Here is a 23098-nt window from a genome sequence, read left to right as displayed (position 1 = left end):
ATTACGGTTCACTCTGGTTGAGGTATCTTGGTAAGACAGTCTCGGACTCATCTCACTCTTGCTATCAGATTACGACAAGGAGCGTCGCATGAAGCAATTCATGATTTATGAGCACCCCACCAAGGGGTTGAAAGCGGTCAAGGTCGGGTGGTCCTGGCCGGCATTCTTCTTTGGCATCTTCTGGATGCTATACAAGACACTATGGCTACTCGTCGCCGCTATCATTGGTGCGTCGATTGTCGTGGCCATGGTCATACCTGCGGATGCCCTGATGGCCAACATCGTGGCGAACCTGGGTTTCGTGGCATTCCATCTGGTGGTGTGTGCCAAAGGCAACGGTTGGTACGAAGATCGGCTGCAGTCGCGTGGTTTTGCCTATCGCCACATGGTGGAGGCCAAGAATGTGGACCAGGCCCTGGCCTTCTATGCTCAGGTGGGCGATGACCAAGGGGGCGGCTCCTCTGGGGCCGGGGGCGCCGATGCCCTGCCATCCAGCACGTCGTCAAATACCGAGAAGCCATCTGGTGATGGTTCGGATAGCCTCAAGGCCTGAGGCTATCCTGTTGCCACATCGGTGAGTTAACGATTGTTGTGCTGTCCTGGCTCGAGGATCTCTCGGGCCAGGTAGCGTCCGGTTTCTGTCAACGCCAGGCGCTCGCCTTGTAGCGTGATCAACTGGCGTTGGCAGGAGCGTTCCACCACGCGATTGGCACGAGAACTGCTCCACAGCAGGTGTTCGCGCAGGGCCTGGGTGACGTTTTCCACATCCTGCTCAGGCCCTCCTTCATGATTGTAAAGGTGTACCGCGAGGGTGCGGCTGTCGTTGAGTGCCCGTTGCTGGCGTCGGCGAAACCACTGTGCCGCCATGCCGTAGCGGGGGCCGAAGAGGAAGGCCAGAGCCAGAAAGACGCCTGTCATCACCGCCATCATGCCGCCAATGGAAACATCCCACCATACTGCCAGGTAGTAGCCACTGATGCTGGAGGCCACTGAGATCAGGGCGCCATACAGGAACATGAGCCACAGTCGGTCAGTGAGCAGATAGGCTGCGGAGGGCGGCACGATGACAAAGGCCACGAACAGCACGGCGCCTACCGCATCGAAGGCGGCGACTGCAGTGCCACTGGTCAGTAGCAGTAACACGTAGAACAGGATACCTGGGGCAAATCCCAATGCCTTGGCCAGGGGGGCATCGAAGGTGGCGAGCTTGAGTTCCTTGTAGAACAGGCCGATGAAGGCGGCATTGATCAATGTCATGCTACCCATGGTCACTATCGCCCGGGGCACGTCATGACCCGCGATCGACAGCGTGTCGAGCCAGACAAAGCCTATCTCGCCCAGCAGCACTGTATGGGCGTCGATGTGCACATCGCTGGCGTAGAGATTGATCAGCAGGATGCCCAGCGAGAACAGTACCGGGAATACCAGACCGATGGCGGCATCGGCCTTGACCTTGCGAGTATTGATCAGCAGTTCGCTGAGAAATACGGTCAGAAGTCCGGTCAGTGCCGCTCCGAGGATCTGCCAGGGACCACTGGTCTGATGGGTGATCAGCCATACTAGGATGATGCCGAACACGATGGAATGGCCGATGGCATCCGACAGCATGCTACTGCCACGCAGAACGAGGAAGGTGCCGACCAGACTGGAGGCAATACCGACCAGGGCACCGACGAGCATGATCATCAGGTCGATGTCGTTGAAAAATGTATCGAGCAGGCTGGTGATCATCGGCTTGCTCCCTCCAGCTCGGTCAAGATGCGCTCGGCTTCGTGGCGGCCCGACTCAGTCAGGGCCCAGTGCGGCTGGGTGGCGGGGTCGCCCGCATGAGGAGATTCGAACCTGACCCACCCTTTCCCTGCAAGGTATTGCAGGGCACGGCGGGTATTAGTGCCGTGATAGGCATCGACCATGCCCTGGTCTGAACGAAAGGCCGGGTCTCGGTGATGCCGGGCCAGACGGTACAGAGTTGTCAGGACTTGCTGGGTGCGCAGGGTTCGCCGGTCTCGGCGCAGCTTGTACAGCTCCCAGGCAAAACCACGGCCAGGAGCCAACAACAGCGAGACCACCACGATCAGAGACAGGCTGAGGATGATCAGCGGGCCGGTAGCCAGGCCAGGCCCCATGGCACTGATGACGGCCCCGCACACGCCACCGACAATGCCAAAGGCAGCCGCCAGCAGCACCATGTGTTCAAGGCGCTTGGTCCACTGCCTGGCGGCTACGGCGGGTGCGATGATCATGGCCGCCATCAGTACGACACCGACCATCTGCAGGCCGACGACCACCGCCAGGGCGATCATCACCGTCATGGTTGCTTCCAGCAATATCACCGGCAAACCGCTGCAGGCGGCGAACTCAGGGTCGAAGGACACCAGCTTGAACTCTTTCCACAGGACCGTGACCAGCGCCAGGGCAATGGCGGTGATGGTTGCCATGACCCACAAGTCACTGGTCAGCGTGGCGGCAGCCTGGCCGAACAGGAAGGAGTCCAGGCCGCCTTGGGAGGCGTTGTTGCCGCCCTGGATGTAGGTCAGCAGGACCACGCCCACGGCAAAGAAGACGCTCAGGGCGACACCCAGGGCAGCATCTGTCTTGAGTCGGCTCATGCGGGTCAGCAACAGCATGGTCAGGGCGGCGAGGGTGCCTGTGACCAGAGCTCCGGTCAGGATGCTGCCGAGTTCGCGCCCTCCTGCAATGATGAAGCCCAGGCACACGCCTGGCAGGGCGGCATGTGACAGCGTGTCGCCGAGCAGGCTTTGCTTGCGTAGTACGGCGAAGCTGCCAAGCACTCCGCTGATCAGGCCCAGCAAGGCGGCGCCGATTGCCACCTTTTGCAGGGTATAGTCACCCAGCAAGGCAAGCAGTGTCATGACAATGGCTCCGTTTCTGCCCTTGAGGTGGCATCGTCGGTGATTGTGGGGACATCATCGAGCAGAGCGATCTGTCCGCCGTAGGCGCGCCTCAGATGCTCGGCGGTGTAAATCTTCTCGACCGGCCCCTGGGCAATGACGCGGACGTTGAGGATCACCAGCCAATCGAAATAGCTGCGTACCGTCTGCAGGTCGTGGTGAACGACGATCACGGTCTTGCCTTCGTCACGCAGGCGGCGAAGGATATCGACGATGGCGCGTTCCGTCGTCGCATCGACGCCGGCCATGGGCTCGTCGAGGAAATACACATCGGCTTTTTGTACCAGGGCCCGGGCCAGGAAAACACGTTGCTGCTGTCCGCCAGACAGCTGGCTGATCTGGCGTGTGGCGAAGTCCTGCATGCCGACCATCTCCAGGGCCTGCATGGCCTCGTTGCGCTCACGACGTCCGGGACGCTTCAACCATCCCAGGCGACCGTAGAGCCCCATGATCACCACATCCAGGGCCGTGGTCGGGAAGTCCCAGTCGACACTGGAACGCTGGGGGACGTATCCCACCCGGCGGCGGGCCCGGCGGTAGGAGAGGCCATGTAGCGTGATATGGCCAGCAACGCTCGGCACCAGGCCCAGCACACTCTTGATCAGCGTGCTCTTGCCGGCGCCGTTGGGGCCGATGATGGCGGCCATGACACCAGGCGGCACATTGAAATCGATGTCCCACAGCACTGGCTTGCCGTGATAGCTGACGGTCAAGTCCTCGACGTGCAGGGCGAGATTCGGTTCGTGGAGTGTTTCGCTCATGTATCTGCGCCTCTTGTATCTACGCCTCGCCAGTGCTGCTGCCATTCATCGAGGGCCTCGGGGAGAGGAGACAGCTGTCCTCCCAGGGCCTCGACGATGGTTCGGGTATTGGCCACCAGCATGCCGATATAGGTGCCATCGGCCGTGCCATCCTCTCCCATGGCGTCGGAATACAGCTCTCCGCCGATGTTGACCTGGTGCCCTGTATCCGCAGCGGCATCGATCACTGCCTGGACGGTACGGGGGTTGATGGTGCTTTCAATGAACATGGCGGGAACCTGGCGCTTGGCTACCAGCCTGGCCATGCGCCGGATGTCTGCTACTCCACTCTCCGTTGACGTGGACAGGCCCTGAATACCCGCGACTTCGATGTCATAGGCGCGGCCGTAGTAGTTGAAGGCATCATGGGCTGTCACCAGAATGCGTTGCTGCTCGGGAATGCTCGAGACGCTCGTCTGGATCCAGTTATCCAGGGCGCTGAGTTCAGCAGTGTAGGACTCAGCCCGGGACTGAATCGCATCTTCACATTGCGGGCGATACTTGCTGAGTACCTCGGCCACCACTGGTACGGTTCGGGCCCATAACGCTGAATCCATCCACAGGTGGGGGTCGACGCCATAGCTGTCCTGGCTGTGGATAACTTCATCTTCGGGGATCGCCTCTTCACTTACGGCCACGGTGGGCTTCCTGCGCGAGAAACCATTCAGCACCTTGCTCAAGCGCCCCTCGAGTTCATACCCGCTGTACAGAATCAACTCCGCCTCGCCCAACTGATGGATGTCCCGTGCACTGGCCTGATAAAGATGCGGATCCACCCCCGGCCCCATCATGGTCGTTACCGCCACGCACTCACCCCCCACTTCCTTTACCACGTCGCCCAGCATGCCGATGGTGACAACAGCCTTGAGCGGGGCTTGTGAATCGTCCTTGAGCGGGGCTTGTGAATCGTCCTTGAGCGGGTCTTGTGAACCTGAGGAGGCTTCGGTGCTATTGGCCCAGACGCCAGCGCTGGCCAACATGGCCAGTAGGGTTGATAGGGCGGTCAGGCGCATGGAGGCCTCCTTAGTCTCTGTGCGAAAAGTGTCTGCGCTTGTTCATGCTGCGTTGAGCCGGAGCGTAGCGAAGACAACAGCCGTCGGCAGGCCGGTTCGACCACTTTGCTATGATTTATAGACTTGGCTAAGTTTTGCCGCGAAAAGCAGCTCGGGTCAAGTCGATTCCGACTATGGCAAGCATCAATGATGGCTATGGCACATCATTGATGCAGTACTCAGGACTGGGCGAGAAACTTCTCGAAAGCGGCCAGGGTCTCGGCGCTGACGTGGTGTTCGATGCCTTCAGCATCGACCCGAGCCGTCTCAGGGGTGATTCCGAGCTTGATCAGGAACGCTTCGACAATGCGGTGGCGTTGACGGCTGGCGTTGGCCAGTGCCTCGCCTTTAGGGGTCAGGAAAATACCGCGATAAGGGCGCTTGATGATCAGGCCTTCTTCATCGAGACGCTTGAGCATCTTGGCAACGGTAGGTTGAGCGACACCCAGGCGCTGAGCAATATCGGTCTGACGAGCTTCGCCACCGTCGGCAATAAGGTCCGAGATCAGTTCCACATAATCTTCGATGAGCTCAGTGCGACGCGCATCACGCGCCTTGCGGAAGCCCTCGACATGGCTTTCCGGTGAAATGAGCGACATACGCTGGTCATCGTGATTGAGTGGTTCGGACATGGCAATGGCTGCGCCTTGGGACAGGAGCCACTATCTTCTCAGTTGGAGCGCTCAATGCAAGTTCCACGCTCTCCAAGTTCAGAAGGCTTAGCGCAGGGTATTGGTTCCTGTCGAGGAGGGAGGCGGGGTTCGCGCGATGTCGTCCGCTTCGAAACGTGCAACGAATTCGTCCACCGGGAGGGGGGCCGAAAACAGGTAACCCTGGAAACGCTGGCAGCCCAGTTCGATCAGACGCTGCTTCTGTTGCGGCGTTTCGACTCCCTCGGCAATGACATCCAACCCAAGCGTTCTAGCCAGAGTGATGATGGTTTCGACAATCGGTGCCGTATTGGGGTCGTCACCCAGGTCCCTGACGAAAGTGCTGTCGATCTTCAAGACATCCAGAGGCAGGCTCTTGAGATGGGACAGAGAGGAATACCCTGTACCGAAGTCATCGATGGAAAGCCGCACTCCAATGGCACGCAACTGCGTGAGCACGTCAATGACGGGGTAGTTATCACCCAGCATCAAAGATTCAGTAAGTTCCAGGGTCAGGTGGGTAGGGGGCGCTCCGCTGGTTTCGAGGGTCTGGCGTATCGTATCGATGAAGTCCTGGCGCTGAAACTCGCGCATGCTGACATTGACGGATAACTGCCACTGACGACGGCCAGGATGACGCTGCCATTCAGCCAGTGTGTGGCAAGCCTGGCGCAGCACCCAGCTACCCAGTTCGACGATCTGGCCGGTATCTTCGGCGACCTCGATGAATGCGCTGGGGGCAATGAGTCCATGCTCGGGGTGCTCCCACCGAACCAGTGCCTCGGCACCCAATAGTGTGCCGCTGTCATCGACCTGGGCCTGGAGATAGAGACGCAATTGCTCGCTTTGGATGGCATCTTGAAGCTGACGCTCCAGGCGCAGGCGTGAGTTCATGCGCTCAACCATGTCCGGTACAAAGGCACACGGGCGTTGAGTCCCTTCGCTCTTGCCACCCAGCAAGGCCAGCCCCGCGTATTTGAGCAGCTCCTCCGAGCTCCATTGAGAACCCCGGAAGGTGAGAAAGCCACCACTGACACGGCAGGTATGGCGCTCACCCGCGATTGAGTAGTCGCCGTTGAGTGCATTCAGAACACTGCTGGCTTTGGTGCGAGCCTGGACCTCGGCTTTTTCGACATCGGCAGACAGTCCTTCATAGAGTAGCGCGAACTCGTTGCTGCTGAATCTGGCCAGGTCTCTGGCATGGCGGGCCCAGGGTTTCAAACGCGCTGCCAGGGCCCTGAGCAGGCGATCACCGGTCGCCTGGCCGAGGGAGCCATTGATGCCCTTGAAATTATCGATATCCACCAGCAGCAACATGACATGACGGCCGGAGTCGCCACTGCTCAGTTGCAGGGACTGGATGCGTTCGCACAAGGCAATCCGGTTGGGCAGGTCTGTCAGGGCGTCATGATGGGCCTGATAGTGCAGACGACGCTGTGCGTCATGATGGGCGGTAGTGTCCGACAGCGTGGCAACGTAGTAGCTGGCCGCATTGTAGCTGGCGACATTGTGGCCGGATGTATTATAGCTGGAGGCGGGATAGGTGGTGGCATCACCACCGGAGTCTCCATCGCCGGCCAGCACCTGGTTGATGCTCAGGCGGGCAGGCAAGCGGTGGCCCTGTATGGCGCGTACTTCCACGTCTCCTGCCCAGACACCACTCTGACGTAGAGAACGCAGGATATCGCCACGTTGATGGTCAATTCGCAGCACGGAGCTCAAGCGTAGTAGTGAACGATTCTGCAGGTCGGCAAGACAGAGACCGGTGAGTGATTCGAAGGAGTGGTTGCACATTACCACTCGAGCCCTCTTGTCGAGCAGGATGACGCCGTCATGCATGGAATCAAGCACTTCTTCCAGGCGGTGTTGAGTGTCCTGAAGGATCTTGATGCTGCTCTGTTGTTTACGTTCTACCAGGACTGACGTCAGGGCTCCGAGGGCAAGTAACGTAGACACGACGGCGACAATGGCTGCCAGCAAGGCATCATTATCGGAGAACAGCTCAGGATTGACTCCCTCGATCAAGGGCAGGAAGTACACCGCATGCATATAGAGGTAATGGATCCCGCACATCACCGCGGCCATCATGACACCGATGAATATCAGGCCAATGTTGAACCCCTTGAAGGTCGGCAACTGGCGAGCGTCATGGAAGGCCGCGAGGGTGGCGGCTCCCAGGACGAGTGTGGCGATGGAAGCCAGTATGGTGGGTATTGTCGCCAGATACAGCGTTGCCGGCATGTCGATGGCCAGGAAGCCGACATAGTGGACAATGATGATGCCAAGGCTGAACAGACAGCCTGCTATGGCCTGCTGCCAGACAGGAGCAGAGGGGCGTGACATGGCGTATTGAGCGACTCCTCCTGCAAGGGTTGCCGGGATCAATGCCGTCAGGGTCAGGCCAAGGCGGTGGTGCACGGGGAAAGGAAACTGATAAGCGAGCATGCCAGTGATATGCAGGCTCCAGATCCCCAGTCCCATCATCACCCCGCCACCTATCCAGCCAAGTCGGCGATATCCAGCGCTAAAGGTAGTACGGCTTCGCTCGCTCATGACTATCGAGGCGTAGACGGTCGTCAATGCCACTACCCAAGACAGGAAAACAAGCCAGCCAGCGTGTTCGCTCTGGATAGCTTGAGTGATCTGCGGATGGGTAATGAAGGTTGGATACATCCAGGATGCCAGTGCAGGTTGAGGTCAATGTGCGCTTTCATGCGCATGATCTCAATGTAACAGCAAAATATCCTGGGTGTGCAGTTGGAGCCGGAGCATGCTTCTTATGGGTTAGAAGCAGTACTCCTCTTGCACTTAGAAGAAGGACAGCCCCACTTGGAACAACCTTTCGACGTCCTTGATCTTGCGTTTGTCGACCACAAACATGATGACATGGTCATCGCTCTCGACCACCACGTCACGACGGGCGATCAACACTTCCTTGCCGCGCACGATGGCGCCAATGGTGGTACCAGCGGGTAATTCGATCTCGCCGATGGTGCGTCCCACCACCTTGGAGGACTGCTTGTCGCCGTGGGCAATGGCCTCGATGGCTTCGGCGGCTCCCCGGCGTAGCGAGTGGACATTGACGATGTCGCCACGGCGCACATGGGTTAGCAGGCTGGAAATGGTGGTCTGCTGGGGTGAGATGGCGATATCGATCTCGCCGCCCTGCACAAGATCCACATAGGCCGCGTTATTGATCAGGGTGAGCACCTTCTTGGCGCCCATGCGCTTGGCCAGCATCGACGACATGATGTTGACTTCGTCGTCGTTGGTCAGTGCACAAAAGATATCGCAGTCCTCGATGTTTTCCTCTTCCAACAGGCGCTTATCGGTAGCACTGCCGTTGAGGACCACCGTGCGGTCGAGATGCTCGGACAACTGGGTGCAGCGTTCCAGGCTGTATTCAATCATCTTGACCTGGTGACCGTGCTCCAGGTGTTCGGCCAGGCGAGAACCAATATTGCCGCCACCAGCGATGATCACCCGGCGGAACCCTCTATCAGCACGGCGTAGTTCTCCCATTACTGCACGGATGTCCTTGCGTGCGGCGATGAAGAACACCTCGTCATCAGCCTCGATCACGGTATCGCCACGCGGAATGATGGCTCGGTTGCGGCGATAGATGGCAGCAACCCGGGTATCGACATTGGGCATGTGGCGGCGCAGGAAGCCCAGTTCCTGGCCGACCAGTGGACCACCGTAGTAAGCGCGCACTGCCACCAGTTGAACCAGGCCGCCAGCGAACTCCAATACCTGCAGTGCGCCAGGGTGTTCGATCAGGCGGCGGATATGGTCGGTGACCACCTGTTCCGGACTGATCAGTACATCAATGGGTACGGCTTCCTGGGCGAACAGTCCCTGGCGGCTCAGGTAGGCAGCAGCACGTACCCGAGCAATCTTGGTCGGAGTATTGAACAGGGAGTGAGCGACCTGGCAGGCAATCATGTTGATTTCATCGGAATTGGTCACCGCGATCAGCATGTCGGCATCCTCGCAGCCTGCCTGGCGTAGCACAGGGGGATAGGAGGCGGAGCCGGCCACGGTACGAATGTCGAGGCGGTTGTGCAGCTCTCGAAGGAGCGAGGTCTGATGGTCCACCACCGTGATGTCGTTGTCTTCGCGGGCCAGGTGTTCCGCCAGAGTGCCGCCGACCTGTCCTGCGCCGAGGATGATGATTTTCATATCCAAATCTCCGTAATGTCGGGGTCAGCGGCGCCAGAACATGGGGGTGAACAACACCAGTACCGTGAGAATCTCGAGCCGTCCTAGCAGCATGCCTGCGCACAGCAACCATTTGGCAGCGGCTGGCAGGGACGCGAAGTTACCTGAAGGGCCAATGATGTCTCCCAGGCCCGGGCCGACATTGGCGACGGCAGTGGCAGAGCCGGTGACGGCAGTTATCGTATCCAGCCCCATGATCGACAGTATCAGAGCGATAGCGGCGATGGTCAGGAAATAGAAGAACGAGAAGGCCAGTACCCCACGGCTGATGTCATCGGACAGCGGCTGGCCATTGTAGCGGGCACGGAACACACCACTGGCATGGATCAGGAAGTGCAACTGATTACGCAGCATCTGGGTCGCGATCTGGAAGCGGAATATCTTCAGGCCGCCACTGGTAGAACCGCTGCAGCCTCCCATGAAGGTGAGATAGAAGAAGGCCGTGATCGCAAAAGGGCCCCACAGTGTGTAGTCGTCAGACGCATAACCTGTCGTGGTGACGACCGAGATCACGTTGAAGGCAACATGGGTCAGTGCAGAGAAGGCATCCGTGCCGTTCCACATACGCCACAGGGAGAGCACCAGGATCACGATGGCCAGAAACAGCAGGAAGCCGCGGACCTGGGCGTCACGCCATAGTGCACCACGGGAGCCGCGCAGGACACGTATGTAGAGCACGAAGGGCAAGCCACCGCAAAGCATGAAAAATGACCCCATCCACAACAGCCAGGGACGATCGGCATAGGCACCGAAAGAAGCATCGCTATTGGCAAAGCCTCCGGTGGCCAGGGACGTCATGGCATGCACCAACGCATCAAGAGGGGCCATTCCTCCCAACAGGTAGGCCACTGCGGCAAGCGCAGTGAAGCCGGTGTAGACGGACAGCGTTGCCTTGGCAATCCCCCCTGTGCGTGGCATGACCTTGTCCGACCAGTCGGATGACTCGGTCTGGAACAGGCGCATGCCCCCCACTTTCAGGAAGGGCAGGATGGCGATGCCCATCACGATGATACCGATGCCTCCCAGCCACTGCATGATGCCTCGCCATAGCTTGAGACCATCGGAGAGATTTTCGATGCCTGTGAGGATGGTTGAACCCGTCGTGGTAATCGCCGACACGGATTCGAAGACGGCGTCGGTGACACTCAACTGAGGCGCTCCGAGGATCAGCGGCAAGCTGGCGAAACAGCTCATGGTGCCCCAGCTGGTGGTCGTGATCAGGAACATCTGCCAAGGCTTGAGTTCGACTGCTATGCGCCATGTGGAAAGCAGTGTCAGGGCGGAAGCACCCAGAATGATGCCAATGGACATGGCAAAGGCGGTGGCATCCGGATCACCCTCGATGACCAGGATGACCCAAGGGGCGACCATGAACAGGGCCAAAATGACCCAGAGTACGGCCAGGATCTTGAGAATAGGAGCCCACCCGAGCCACCACTCGGTTAGGATTCGCTGGGGTTTGCTCATGACCTCACGTCCATATGAAAAAGATGCTCCTTGGGCGGCAAGATGCGCTATGTCACCACAATACAGTCTAAAATTTCCGTAAAATTATGCACGGAAACATCTCGCTGCGAGGTGTTTTTCGCATGTCTTTCGGCAAGACAGGCGAGGAAACACAAGCGAGGAAACATAGGCAGCAGAGCAGCATGATGATCATGGCCGGTCACGCTGCGTTATGTAGCGCTCTTTTTAGCGCTTCAAGGCTGCATCATGGCCGGCCATTGGGCAGGACTGCAATGGAACAGGCGAGGGACTGAGCGCGAGAGGTGAGAGGTACCCGCTCGGAATCGCTGCAGTGAGAGTCGGGGTGCTACAGCTCCATGTAAGGTGTCGACTGCTGGTCGTCGAACAGGTAGACCTCAAAGGGACCCTGCTTCTCTCCGGGCATTCCTGGCGTGCCTATCGGCATGCCGGCCAGGCCGATGCCATCCGCTTGCGGGGTATCCTTGAAGAAGGCTTCCAGAGCTTCCATTGGCACATGACCTTCAACCCAGTGGTCTCCCATCTTGATCGTATGGCAAGAACCCAGGCCATGCGGTACACCGGCTTGCTGCTTGATCTCGGCCAGGACCTCATGTTCGACAACCTCTACCGAGACGCCCATTTCCTCAAGGTGTTTCGCATACTCATCACAGCAACTGCATCCTGGATTCTTGTATAGCGTGGCTTCCTCCGGTAGGGCGGCGTGGGCAGCTCCCGTTCCGGTCAATAATGCGGCACAGAGTGCAATAGCAGAGGCGCGGTGTTTCATCAGAATGTCTCCCTTTGCGGATAACCTGGCGACCCCCTAGCCTAAAACCTGGGGGCTACCCTAGGGTCAAGGAATATCTTGACGTGAAAACCACTTGATACCAGCCTCATAGGGGCCCATTATCTGCGCCCTCGTCGGCCATATAACAGCCGGACGAGGCCTGGACCGGGGTGGCATCGGGTCGGGGTGCGCTGTTGCGGCCCACTACCGATAAGGCCCTATCACCGTTGAACTTTCCCGATCTGGATTCGATACCCATGAGCAAAGTCCTGATTATCGGCGCCGGTGGCGTCGGCGGTGTCGTCACTCACAAGTGCGCACAACATCCTGAAGTTTTCGCCGAGATCTGCCTGGCCAGCCGCAACGAAGATAAGTGCAAGGCCATTGCCGCTCAGTTGGATCGCCCGATTCAGACTGCCCAGGTGGACGCTGATGACGTCGACGCCCTGGTTGCGCTGATCGAGTCATTCAAGCCCGATGTGCTGATCCATGTGGCCCTGCCCTATCAGGACCTGACCATCATGGAAGCCTGCCTGCGCACTGGTGTGCCCTACCTGGATACTGCCAACTATGAGCACCCCGATGAGGCCAAGTTCGAGTACAAGGAACAATGGGCCTTTCAGGAACGTTATGCCAAGGCCGGCAACATGGCCACACTGGGTTGTGGCTTCGACCCGGGCATGACCAACATCTACTGCGCCTATGGCCAGAAGAACCTGTTCGACGAAATCCATCGTATCGATATCCTGGACGCCAATGGCGGTGACCATGGCTATCCGTTCGCCACCAACTTCAATCCCGAGATCAATATCCGTGAAATCACGGCCAATGGTCGCTATTGGGAAAAGGGTGAATGGAAGGAAACCGCTCCTCTGGCCGAGAAGCGCTCCTTCAACTTCGATGGCATTGGTGACAAGGACATTTATCTGCTCTATCACGAAGAGCTGGAATCTCTGTCCCAGAACATCAAGGGAATCGAGCGAATTCGCTTCTGGATGACTTTCTCCGACAAGTACATCACCCACCTGAAGGTGCTGGAGAATGTCGGCATGACGTCTATCGAGCCGATCCAGTTCGAAGGCCGTGAAGTCACTCCGTTGCAGTTCCTCAAGGCCATCCTGCCAGACCCGGCATCCCTGGGGCCGCGTACCAAGGGCAAGACCAACATCGGTGTCATCCTTGATGGCATCAAGGATGGCAAGCGTCGCAAGGTGTATATCTACAACATCTGCGACCACGAGAAATGCTATGCCGAAGTGCAGTCTCAGGCCATTTCCTACACCACAGGTGTGCCTGCCGTGACAGGCGCCATGCTGATGCTGGAAGGCATCTGGAAGGGTGAAGGGGTGTTCAACGTCGAACAGCTGGACCCCAACCCCTTCATGGAACGCATTGGTGACATGGGTCTGCCGTGGCAAATGGTAGAGCTGGATCCCGACGTGGATCTGCTGGGCTGATCCGCGATGGCCGATTATCCCTTCGACATCCACGCTTGCCCGTCACCTGCCTATGTGGTGGACGATGCCCTGTTGCGCAAGAACCTGGAGCTCCTCAAGGAGGTCCAGGAGCGCAGTGGTGCCAAGGTGTTGCTGGCACTCAAGGGGTTTGCCATGTGGGATACCTTCCCGCTGGTGAGCCAGTACCTGGCAGGCACCACTGCGAGTGGGCAGGATGAAGCACGCCTCGGCGCCGAGACCTTCGGCGGCGAGGTACATACCTACTCCCCTGCGTTCACCGAACAAGAGATGGCGGTTGTGCTGCGCTATGCCGACCATCTCAGCTTCAACTCTCCCGGCCAATGGCGTCGTTTCCGTCAGCAAGTTTCCGCTGCTCCGCGCCGTGTATCCTGTGGCCTGAGAGTCAACCCGGAATATTCCGAGGCTGAAGTGGCCCTTTACGATCCTTGTGCTCCAGGGTCGAGGCTCGGTACGCGGGCCGTGGATCTCAAGCCGGAAGATCTGGAAGGACTCGAGGGACTGCATTTTCACACCTTGTGTGAGCAGAATAGCGATGCTCTAGAGCATACGCTGGAAGCCTTCGAGGCCAAGTTCGCCCAGTATCTGCCAGGCATGCGCTGGATGAACTTTGGTGGTGGTCACCACATCACCCGGCCAGACTATGACGTCGATCGGCTGGTTCGAGTAATTCGTGACTTCCGTGAGCGTTATCCACACCTTCAGGTTTATCTGGAACCAGGTGAGGCGATTGCGCTTAACACGGGCTATCTGGTGTGCAGCGTACTTGATATTGTCGAGAACGATGGCCCTATCGCCATTCTTGATACATCGGCTACGGCGCATATGCCTGATGTGCTGGAGATGCCTTATCGGCCGCAGATCATTGGCGGTGGCGAACCTGGAGAAAAGGCGCATACCTATCGTCTGGGCGGAACGACCTGTCTGGCCGGTGATGTGATTGGCCGCTATTCCTTCGATCGTCCGCTGGAGATTGGTGACCGTCTGGTGTTCACCGATATGGCGCATTACACCATGGTCAAGACCACGACGTTCAATGGTATTCGTCTGCCATCAATCTGTCGGGTAGATGAACATAGTCGTGAAGTGCGTACAGTGCGTACTTTCGGCTATGTAGATTATATGCAGCGGCTTAGTTGATGTTTGCTGCCTGGGCTTTTCGTCCAGGTGCCTGCAATGCCCTTGATGGAAATGCCACGGTCTTTCAGATCGTGGCATTTTTTTGTCTTTAGCGGCTTTCTCCCAGCAGTGACCAGGTCCCGACTCCGATAATGGCTCCCAGAATTTCAGGTGCATAGCGCCCATAAGAGGCAAAGGACAATAACGGATCATTGGCCAGGTTCGCTTGTAGCCGCGACATGAGAACCCCGAAGGCGATAGCTGCCAACGCGGCAGCCGATATGCGCAAGATAGAGTACATGGATATTCCTTCATCAAAGGGGGCTAACCAAAGAATTGCACATCCTGGCCGTTTATCTCTACCTTAATGCCGTTATGTTGTTCCCATTTTATATGTCCAATGAAAAGTAAAGTATGGAAAAGTGATCCTACTTTACTATTTGAATGAGCTTAAAAATTCCATGTTTTCTTTCATGGAGCATACCCGTCAATCAATGCTTCTAAGCCTTTAAGCACTTAATAGACCTAAAGCAGCCGGATAATGGCCAGCCAGGAGTTGCTCAAGTACTGGAAGGATTTCAGTACCCGATTGAGTACACCGAGCACCATTGTGGTGTTCCTCCAGCTTGTGGGCTGAACCGTAACCAATGTGAAGCGAATAGTCCGGCGCAAACCACATAGTAGGAATCAAACCAGAGAAAGGCGGGAAACCAGAGTCGTAAAGCATTCAATGCCGGTGTGGTCACGGTATTCAGCATTCCGCCTGATGCCTATCGGTCGCGGGAAGGACGCCATGTTCTGCAAATAACGCGACATACATGTTGTATTCACTGGATTGTAGCGAGTAAGCGGATGATTTTTTCTGTAAGGGGGCGTGCATGTAAAAATATCCTGGGGAGGGGGTTGAGGTTCTTTCTTGTCGAGAAGCCCTGAGTCGGCGTGCGGCATTGCTCACGTAGAAAAAATGTAATCAAAAAGCACTAATCCTTTCACTTTTTCCTGCTTGTGGGTCTAAATTGATTCAAAGCCCCATCCCCGAGGCAGGGAAGGCTTTGCTCGGCTGATGGCCGATTGCCTTCGCCCCTTGGGTCGAGGAAGGAGAAGAGCTTTGATCAATTTGGTACGCAGTGTTCGTCAACTGTTCCAGCCCGATGCCGCGGATGCGTTTTCCTCGATCCTCGGCTCGGCGATTTTCAGCAAGATCCAGAGTCCTCCCCCGCCACCTCCTCCCATGCCGAGGTATACCCCGGCTTTTGATACCACACCTGCCTGGAATACAGGTTTCCAGGCGCCGGTGTTCCACTATCAACCGCCGTTGAATAATGGCGAGGGGCTGGGTGTCTACTCGCCTAGCTACTCACAACCATTCCTGGCCCAGCAGACCAATCAGCCTTATCTGGATAACGCCCCCTTCCAGGCCCAGTACCCGCTGCTCGACACCAGTGGCCAGGGGCCGACGTTTGATGTCACCCAGGTCGATAACCCAGGGACCAATAATGGTAATGGCCTCAGCACCGAAGACGCTGAAGCGCTTGCCTCGGATATTGCCGACGGCAAGAGTATTGCCCAGGTGGCCGAGGACTATGGCATCAGCCGCGAAGAGGTCCTCGCCCAGCTTGAGTCGGATGGTCTGGAAGTCGAAGAAACGCAATCCGATGACGGCCATGAAAGCACCACCGAGATCAGCGATCCGGAAAGCGGTGACACGGTTGCCAAGCACGAGCTCACCGAGCAGCAGGATGGTGTCGTCGTCGAAGAAATCACCGATGCCGATGGCGAGACCACCACGACGGTAATCGATGAGCAAGGTCGGCGCACGGAACTGAAACCCGAGCAGGACACTACCCGCGAGGGCATCAACGACATCGTCGAAGGTGTTGCCGACGGCCAGAGCATCGAGGATATTGCCGAAGCCCAGGGACTGTCTCCCGAGCAGGTAATTGCCCAGATCGAGGCTGCCGGTTACGAATATGAAACAGGGACCGAGGGCGAAGGCCCTGCCATGACCTCGACCACACGCATTACTGCTGAAGAGGGTGGCGAAGAGATCGTCAGCCACGAGACAGCGCCCTCTGGTACCACCACGTCGGTGGTGACCGACGCCGAGGGCAACGAGACCCGACGTACCCAGAATAATGATGGCAGTACCACGCAAACGGTCACCGAGAGAGATGGTCGCAAGACCACGACCACCGAGCATGCCGATGGCAGTTCCACTAAAACCGTCACTGAAACAGATGGTCGTGAGACCACCACCGTCGAGGATGCCGATGGTAACAAGACCACCACGGTCACCTACGAGCAAAATGGCGTCACGGTCGAGGAAGTCACCGGTGATGACGACAAGACCACTACCACGATCATCGACGAAGATGGCAAGCGCACAGAGCTGGACGATAGCCAGGACATCAGCCGCGAAGGCATCGATGACATCGTGGCCGCGGTGGCCAGTGGCAAGAGCATCGAGGAAATCGCCGAGGATCAGGGGCTGAACCAAGCCCAGGTAGAAGCCCAGCTACGTGCCACTGGTTATGTCGTCGAGACACGCACCGGTGAGCTGGCCAATGGCGGAGAGCAGTACACCACCGAGATCGTCGGTGCCGATGATGCCGAGGACGTCATCGCCAGTTACAGCAGTGGACGCGGTACGAACCGCGAGACCTCACTGGCGGTTGACAGCCATGGCACCGAAACCCGCACCACCCAGTACAGCAATGGCAGTAGTACCAAAACGGTCACTGAAACGAATGGTCGTGAAACCACCACCCGCGTGGATGCCGATGACAAGACAACCACAGAAGTCACGGACAACGGTTATACCCTGACTACTCCGCCAGATGGCGATCTGACCTTGCACCGCGATGAGGACGGCAAGGAATTCACGATTGCCCGAGGTACGGAGGAACAATCCCTGGCGGAAGAGTTGCTCAAGCTCAATCCCGATGACTCACATGAGGACAAGGTGCTCCAGGCGGTCATCGAGGAAATGCTGGTGGATCGCACCGATGACGGCAAGATCAAAGAGATCGAGGACCTGAAAACCGATCTTGGGGATAAAGAAGAGGCCGTTCAGCGTGCCATCGATGAGATCGTCGGGGAGGGTGGTGATGAGAGCGACGTCATCAAGGAGGGTGACAACACCAGTGACAGTGATCCCCTGGGTATCCCGCCAGACGAGGAAACCTCTAATGGCGAGGCCTGGGTGCCGATGCAGTATGACGGCAAATGGGTATGGGTGGACCCAGGGTTGGTCGAGCCTCTTGAGCAGGCTGAGGATGCACGTGTTGCCCTGACTCAGGCCCAGGCACAAGCCTGGCAACATCAGGAACAGGTCAACGTCTATGCGCTGGACCCGAATAATAAAGCGACCATGGACAATGCAAGCGAGCGGATCAATGAGTTGCTCGCTCCCCATGGCTTGCGCTGGGACCCGCAGAAACCTGAAGGAAGCCTGGCAGAAGCTCAGGAACGCCTGGAAAACGCCAATGCCTGGATCAACTATCTCGATCTGCAGGAAGAGTATCGAGGCCTGCAAGAGGAAGCCAATGGACTCAAGGAAGAAGCGCTCGAGATCTATCGTGGTGACGAAAGCTACGAGGATTACTTCCAGAAAGAAGGTTTCGAAGAAGTCACCGAGTCAGGCAGCCCTGCCAATCCCATGGGTGAAAAGGAAGATACCGGGGAGCTGCTGCACCAGTCCGTGGTGGAAAAGGACGGCCAGCTATACCTGAGAAATGTTTATGCGGACCGCGATGAGCCTCTTTACAAGAAGCTCACCGAGAACCCTGCCAATGAATCCAATGGATTGTCACAAGCCCAGCAGGAACTCAATCAACAGTGGCATGAACTGAAAGTCGGTGATAAGCCGGGACAGTTGCAGGACGATGCACTGGCTGCCTTCCGCGAAGCCAATCCCAAATATTTCGATCCCGATGGTTACTCGGAGACACGCACCGGCGCCATGGACTCCAAGCATGAATGGGAGTCAGGCGAGCTGACGGATACCAGGGTGGTCGAGCGCGATGGCCAGCTCTATGTCGTCAACACCTATGGCGAAGGTTACGACAAGAATGAGGTAGAGAAGCAACTCACCTATGCTCAAGGCGAGGAGCCCGAGGACCTGACCCAGGCGCAGCGTGACGCCAATCAGGCCTGGCAGGAGTTCGCTCAGGAGCGGAATGTCAATCCGGATCTTGAAACCCGCCTCCTTGATGAGGTGCGTGAACGACACCCCGATTACTTCAAGCCTGAGGGCTTCACCAAAGTCACACCGAATCGGGCAGGACCTCCGAATGAAGACCCCAGCGGAGCCTTGAAGGATCAGCAGGTCGTCGAGCGCGATGGCCAGCTCTACCTTGTCAATACCTACGAGAACTGGGATGAGCCCCTGGAAGTCCAACTGACCTATGAACCTGGCAGCAGTGGATCACCGACACGCACCGAAACCCAGCAGCAATTCGATGAGGACTGGGCGAGCTGGAAAGAGATCCGTTATAGCGGGGATGGCAGCCTGGTACAGGTCTCTCGGGAAATTGCCGATGCAGAGCGTACGCTCACCGAGATAGGCATCGAGCAGGATCGCGGGACGGCTGCTGCGCTCGAGGATTCCATTCCTGATCTGGAACAGGCACTCGACGATGCCATCGACGAGCATGGCGAGGGTTCGGTGGTACCGGGCGGAGAGAACGCCGAACAGGTCGAGATCGATGGCGAGATGCGTTGGGTTCATCCAGAGGTGGCCGCCGCACAACGCGAACTCGTCGCGGCGCGCAATGCACTGAACGATGGCGAGGATATCCTGGCGCGGGCCAGAGAGCTGTATGGCGAGCAGCATCCAGAGCACCTCGACCCTAATGGCTTTAGTGAGCCGGGAGAATGGCACGGTAATACGCAGTCGTATGATTCCACCGGCAAATTGAATGGAGAGGGAACAGCTTACTTCGTCGACGACAATGGTCAGCTGTGGCTAAGAAATCACTATGAAGACCGGGATGACCCCTATGAATTCCAGCTGACCTATGCCCCGGGCGAGGCTCCGGAGGGGCGCACAGAGGCGGAACAGAAGCTCGATCAGCGGTGGGCCGACTGGTGGACAGAGCATGCCGGCGACAAAGAAGATCCATTGAAGGATGTGCAGCAGGAGGTCGACACTGCCGAAACCGCGAGCAATGACGCATTGGATGAGCACGGCAGTGGCACGACGGAAAAGCTGGTCGATACCTTTGATGATGATGTAACACCCGTACTGGTGACGCTGGAAGGTGAACAGCGCTGGGTGCACCCGGATGTGGCAATGGCGCTTAGGGCGTTGAACACGGCCGAGAACGATCTGGCGTCGACCCAGGTAGGTATCGAAGAAGCGCGACTGACATTAGAAGAATCAGATTATCGTTCATCAAGGCCTTCGACCTGGAAACTGGTCGATGACGTCTACTCGATCGAGCATGAAGGAGAGGTTTCAGCCGCGTGGCAGATGGAAGATGTCTACCTCGAGGCCAATGGCACCCACGGCGCGTTGATGCAAGCAAGACAGAATCAGGTAGATAGCCAGGCAGCCCTGCTGTCGACACAGATTGGCCTTGCCCAGGTGGGGCTTGGCGGCAATGGCCTGACGCAGAATGGTGTGCCCCTTACAGAGAGTATTGGGCCACAGAGTAATGTATCCGACTTGCGTGAGGCTCTGGAAAGCACCGAGGCAGTCGGTGATCAGTTGGATGAAGCGGGTCGGTGGAACGACTTCCTGCGTGGCGAGTCCCTGGATGATCGCCTTGACCCAGAGCAATGGGCGCAACAGCAAGAGCGCCTTTTCCAGGAGAATCCCGTGGTGGCAAATGAAGCCATCACAGACAACCAGAATGAGCTGCCGGATTCAGTGTCCATGGACGACAAGGATGCTCGGCAGTGGATCAGTCAAGCGCTAGGCGCGGGAGCATCGGAGGATGTGAACTCGGAGGTGGTGGATCCGGTGATCGACCAGATCCGCGATATCGCTGGTGATGATGTCGAGGTCGATATCATCCCGCTTCTCTATCGCGATAAAAGTGAAGGGGTGCGTGATACGGCACTGTTCAGATTCGAGGATCAGGACGGCAAGATCTGGCTGGTCGATGAGAGCGGCAGCAAGTACCGCAACTTCGATGATTATCGTCACAATAATTACCTGTCCGACAGTGGCCATATCTATGCGCCGAAGGACCTCGACCGGCTGACCGATGCCGATGGCAACGCCAGGTATGAATGGCTACAGGCCCGAGAACTGAGCTTCGCTGAAGAATGGCTGGATCCTGTCATCGGCATTGGTACCGGTATTGCCACGGTGGCCTCTTTCATTCCCCCGCTGGCACCGATAGCGGCACCGATAGCCTTTGCCGGAGGCGCCTACTTTGGCGCCCGCAGTGCTCATAACCTGCATGAAATGCATGAACATGGCCGGCCGCTGGCCAGCACCGAAGGTCTCATGCAAGGGGCGATGCTGGTGACCTCTGTGCTGCCGATGGGGTCGAGCGCTTTCCGTTTTGCCGGACTGGCTCGCACAGGAACACCGATCGGCGTGTCAGCGAGAACCAGCATCGGTGCCGTCAATACCTCGGAAAGGTTCTTGAGTCAGAACCCCATATATCGAAGCGCTACCGATCAGCTACGTGCGAATAACTTTGCGTTCAATACCGCGAAAGGCCTCGACCGGGCCGCAATGGGTGTCGGCATCCCGTTGATGGGCTATTCCGGTTACAACATCCTGGCGAATTGGGATGACATGACAGGGCTTGAGAGAGCGGATGCTCTGGCGGGACTGGGCAGCGGCATCTTTGGTGTCGGCATGAGTGCAAAGTCGTTGAGAGCTTCGCGCCCAGATTCGCAACCTGCCGGTCCACTCATCCCGGACAAGCTGTTTTCTCGGCATGGTGACGCCACACCGCCTGAAAAGCTGTCTCGTCTGTATCGACTCAACGATCTGAATGTCTTGAACCAGGCTTCGGTGGATGGTGCCTTGCCACCGGGGCACTATGTGCACTTCGTTCAACCAGAACGATTGGGTGCCAGTGGCTTTGTGTTGCACGAAGGGAAAGTGCGGCGTGGTGGGTTTGTGGGTGAAAGTGGGCATATCAACAAGAATAATGTTGATCGGAGCAAAGGACCGAAAGGGCCTATGGAGCCGGTCACTTTTACCATGACCCGTAATGACGCTGGCCGTCAGACCGTCCAGCTCCATGGAAATGGCCGGGTGCTGCATACCGAACATTTCGACGGCGAAGTCTATGTTCTGGTGACCGACAAGTCGGCTAAGCAACTTGGTAGGGCGATCAACCCTGATAAGCAAGGCTATAAAGCCGAACCCCACGACTTCTCCATCTATAACGGCAGTAACGGTACCTGGTTATCTGCGCGTAGCCATGAAAAGGCGATCCGTAACTTGCTAGCAACTGTCGGGGGGATCGGAGCCGGCTTGTCGTTAGGACCTCCCGAGATATCAGCTCCACTGAACGCCTTGGCATCCGGTGTTCGGGGAGCCAGCTTGCTTGTCCGTAGTGTCGCCCCGGACGCCACGGCGGTGGATACGGGGTTGGGGCGTACTTTGCGTGGTGTCGAGTTCGTGACATTCTCGATCAGCCATGCCGGGATACTCGGCCACTATGTCTCTACGGGTGATGGGGGCGTTCAATTCCAGGTGTCGGGGAGTCAGCCTGGAATGAATAATGTACAAGATGGCGCCAATTTGTTGGGTTTCTCCATCTATCTCACCAAAAGCCTCGAAGAAGCCTCGACGGGCAAGAAGGTCATGCCTTGGGCGGATGATGTGGCGCTGATGCCCTTTGCACTAGGGGGCGGTATTGGTATAGAGGCAGGCATGACCAAGGGGAGCGTGTACGACGTTACCATGAATGCCTTGCTGACAGGGGCGGTTACTCGCTTGTGGTTTCGAGACTCTCGTCTCGGGAAGAAACTCGGAGACTGGCTACCGACGCCTTCTCTATCCCTTGATCGATTCATTCCGGCGAAACTGAAGAAATGGGAAATAGATAAGAAGGATTTCGCCACGATCATCGGCTTCAGTGGCACCATGATTCCGAGCTCCGTCATGGCTGGGGTGAAGTTGGCCAATGAACATATGTCGGAGGAGCCGGAAGATATCGATGATGAGCTATTCGGCTATGTGCCCTCCGACTTCTCGCCCTCCACGGCACCTGTGGTTGACGCTGAGCGCGAGAATGCTACTCCAGTGCTCGATAAGCAGCCTGGAGTCGAGGAAGCGCCTGGTCTGGCCGTGGTAGAAGACATTGAATCTCAGGCTGATAGCGTCGCGGAGGATGGCGGACGCATCAACCCTCTCCTGGAAGGGAGCTATGCCTTCGTCATCGTGGAGCCAAACCAGACACTGGGCGGAATTGCTGTGCAGCAGAAGCGCGATATCGAACAGGTCGTGATGCTCAACTTGGACCATATTCTCGACCCCAGCATGATCTTTCCGGGAGATCGCGTGTACTTGCCTGCTGCCTAGGGCCTTGATGTCGGGGAGCTTGCAACTTCCCGGCATCCCGATAATCCCGTCACGATTGTTACTCCCTCCATTCGCTGGTCTTGGACTAAATACTTTCCATGGTCAACAAAATGGAGGA

General features: G+C 57.5%; 14 protein-coding genes. 4 read left to right on the top strand and 10 right to left on the bottom strand.

Features of this window, described 5'->3' with window-relative positions; translation table 11 throughout:
* The first annotated feature begins 88 nt into the window (after positions 1-88).
* On the top strand, positions 89-553 hold the full coding sequence (locus tag E4T21_RS19395; protein WP_149286596.1) for a DUF2628 domain-containing protein: 465 nt from the start codon (positions 89-91) through the stop codon (positions 551-553).
* Between the two features lie 26 nt (positions 554-579).
* Here the strand turns inward: E4T21_RS19395 and E4T21_RS19390 are convergent, their stop codons facing one another.
* The 9 genes from E4T21_RS19390 to E4T21_RS19350 form a co-directional block, all read right to left on the bottom strand.
* A complete protein-coding gene (locus tag E4T21_RS19390; protein WP_149286595.1) occupies positions 580-1731 on the bottom strand; it encodes a metal ABC transporter permease in 1152 nt (383 codons plus the stop codon).
* Positions 1728-2873, bottom strand: a complete 1146-nt coding sequence (locus E4T21_RS19385) for a metal ABC transporter permease (protein WP_149286594.1) — start codon at positions 2871-2873, stop codon at positions 1728-1730. The genes E4T21_RS19390 and E4T21_RS19385 overlap by 4 nt, the downstream gene beginning before the upstream one ends.
* The gene (locus E4T21_RS19380; RefSeq protein WP_149286593.1) at positions 2870-3673 is read right to left on the bottom strand and encodes a metal ABC transporter ATP-binding protein; all 804 of its coding nucleotides are present in this window, start codon (positions 3671-3673) and stop codon (positions 2870-2872) included. Before E4T21_RS19380 ends, E4T21_RS19385 begins: the two co-directional genes overlap by 4 nt.
* Complete coding sequence (locus E4T21_RS19375) at positions 3670-4725, bottom strand: metal ABC transporter solute-binding protein, Zn/Mn family (protein WP_240349223.1); 1056 nt, start codon at positions 4723-4725, stop codon at positions 3670-3672. Before E4T21_RS19375 ends, E4T21_RS19380 begins: the two co-directional genes overlap by 4 nt.
* Before the next feature lie 218 nt (positions 4726-4943).
* Positions 4944-5396 (bottom strand): manganese-binding transcriptional regulator MntR, encoded by a 453-nt coding sequence (mntR, locus tag E4T21_RS19370; protein WP_149286592.1) that lies wholly within the window; start codon positions 5394-5396, stop codon positions 4944-4946.
* Between the two features lie 87 nt (positions 5397-5483).
* The gene (locus E4T21_RS19365; RefSeq protein WP_149286591.1) at positions 5484-8087 is read right to left on the bottom strand and encodes a bifunctional diguanylate cyclase/phosphodiesterase; all 2604 of its coding nucleotides are present in this window, start codon (positions 8085-8087) and stop codon (positions 5484-5486) included.
* 135 nt (positions 8088-8222) lie between these two features.
* Positions 8223-9596, bottom strand: coding sequence for a Trk system potassium transporter TrkA (gene trkA / locus E4T21_RS19360; RefSeq protein ID WP_149286590.1), 1374 nt, complete (start codon positions 9594-9596; stop codon positions 8223-8225).
* Positions 9597-9620: 24 nt separating this feature from the next.
* Positions 9621-11102, bottom strand: a complete 1482-nt coding sequence (locus E4T21_RS19355) for a TrkH family potassium uptake protein (protein ID WP_149286589.1) — start codon at positions 11100-11102, stop codon at positions 9621-9623.
* A 346-nt stretch (positions 11103-11448) separates the two neighbouring features.
* Positions 11449-11889 (bottom strand): DUF411 domain-containing protein, encoded by a 441-nt coding sequence (locus E4T21_RS19350; RefSeq protein WP_149286588.1) that lies wholly within the window; start codon positions 11887-11889, stop codon positions 11449-11451.
* Between the two features lie 257 nt (positions 11890-12146).
* On the opposite strand from E4T21_RS19350, the gene E4T21_RS19345 reads away from it, so the two are divergent.
* A complete protein-coding gene (locus E4T21_RS19345) occupies positions 12147-13346 on the top strand; it encodes a saccharopine dehydrogenase family protein (RefSeq protein ID WP_149286587.1) in 1200 nt (399 codons plus the stop codon).
* A 6-nt stretch (positions 13347-13352) separates the two neighbouring features.
* Positions 13353-14504 carry a carboxynorspermidine decarboxylase gene (gene nspC, locus E4T21_RS19340; RefSeq protein WP_149286586.1) on the top strand — a complete coding sequence of 384 codons (1152 nt, stop codon included), beginning with the start codon at positions 13353-13355 and terminating at the stop codon, positions 14502-14504.
* 88 nt (positions 14505-14592) lie between these two features.
* On the opposite strand, the gene E4T21_RS19335 is transcribed toward nspC, so the two are convergent.
* Positions 14593-14784 (bottom strand): hypothetical protein, encoded by a 192-nt coding sequence (locus tag E4T21_RS19335; protein WP_149286585.1) that lies wholly within the window; start codon positions 14782-14784, stop codon positions 14593-14595.
* Between the two features lie 807 nt (positions 14785-15591).
* On the opposite strand from E4T21_RS19335, the gene E4T21_RS19330 reads away from it, so the two are divergent.
* Positions 15592-22980, top strand: a complete 7389-nt coding sequence (locus E4T21_RS19330; protein ID WP_187775046.1) for a DUF4781 domain-containing protein — start codon at positions 15592-15594, stop codon at positions 22978-22980.
* Positions 22981-23098 lie beyond the last annotated feature (118 nt).

Origin of the sequence: Halomonas binhaiensis (assembly GCF_008329985.2) — a bacterium.
GTDB classification, from domain to species: Bacteria; Pseudomonadota; Gammaproteobacteria; order Pseudomonadales; family Halomonadaceae; genus Halomonas; species Halomonas binhaiensis.
The sequence above is the reverse complement of the archived record's forward strand: the minus strand, read 5'-3'. Positions and strand labels throughout refer to the sequence as shown.

Excerpts from the sequence above, each read along its gene's own strand:
- E4T21_RS19395 (WP_149286596.1), top strand. The coding sequence starts at position 89 with ATGAAGCAATTCATGATTTATGAGCACCCCACCAAGGGGTTGAAAGCG.
- E4T21_RS19390 (WP_149286595.1), bottom strand. The coding sequence starts at position 1,731 with ATGATCACCAGCCTGCTCGATACATTTTTCAACGACATCGACCTGATG.
- E4T21_RS19385 (WP_149286594.1), bottom strand. The coding sequence starts at position 2,873 with ATGACACTGCTTGCCTTGCTGGGTGACTATACCCTGCAAAAGGTGGCA.
- E4T21_RS19380 (WP_149286593.1), bottom strand. The coding sequence starts at position 3,673 with ATGAGCGAAACACTCCACGAACCGAATCTCGCCCTGCACGTCGAGGAC.
- E4T21_RS19375 (WP_240349223.1), bottom strand. The coding sequence starts at position 4,725 with ATGCGCCTGACCGCCCTATCAACCCTACTGGCCATGTTGGCCAGCGCT.
- mntR (WP_149286592.1), bottom strand. The coding sequence starts at position 5,396 with ATGTCCGAACCACTCAATCACGATGACCAGCGTATGTCGCTCATTTCA.
- E4T21_RS19365 (WP_149286591.1), bottom strand. The coding sequence starts at position 8,087 with ATGTATCCAACCTTCATTACCCATCCGCAGATCACTCAAGCTATCCAG.
- trkA (WP_149286590.1), bottom strand. The coding sequence starts at position 9,596 with ATGAAAATCATCATCCTCGGCGCAGGACAGGTCGGCGGCACTCTGGCG.
- E4T21_RS19355 (WP_149286589.1), bottom strand. The coding sequence starts at position 11,102 with ATGAGCAAACCCCAGCGAATCCTAACCGAGTGGTGGCTCGGGTGGGCT.
- E4T21_RS19350 (WP_149286588.1), bottom strand. The coding sequence starts at position 11,889 with ATGAAACACCGCGCCTCTGCTATTGCACTCTGTGCCGCATTATTGACC.
- E4T21_RS19345 (WP_149286587.1), top strand. The coding sequence starts at position 12,147 with ATGAGCAAAGTCCTGATTATCGGCGCCGGTGGCGTCGGCGGTGTCGTC.
- nspC (WP_149286586.1), top strand. The coding sequence starts at position 13,353 with ATGGCCGATTATCCCTTCGACATCCACGCTTGCCCGTCACCTGCCTAT.
- E4T21_RS19335 (WP_149286585.1), bottom strand. The coding sequence starts at position 14,784 with ATGTACTCTATCTTGCGCATATCGGCTGCCGCGTTGGCAGCTATCGCC.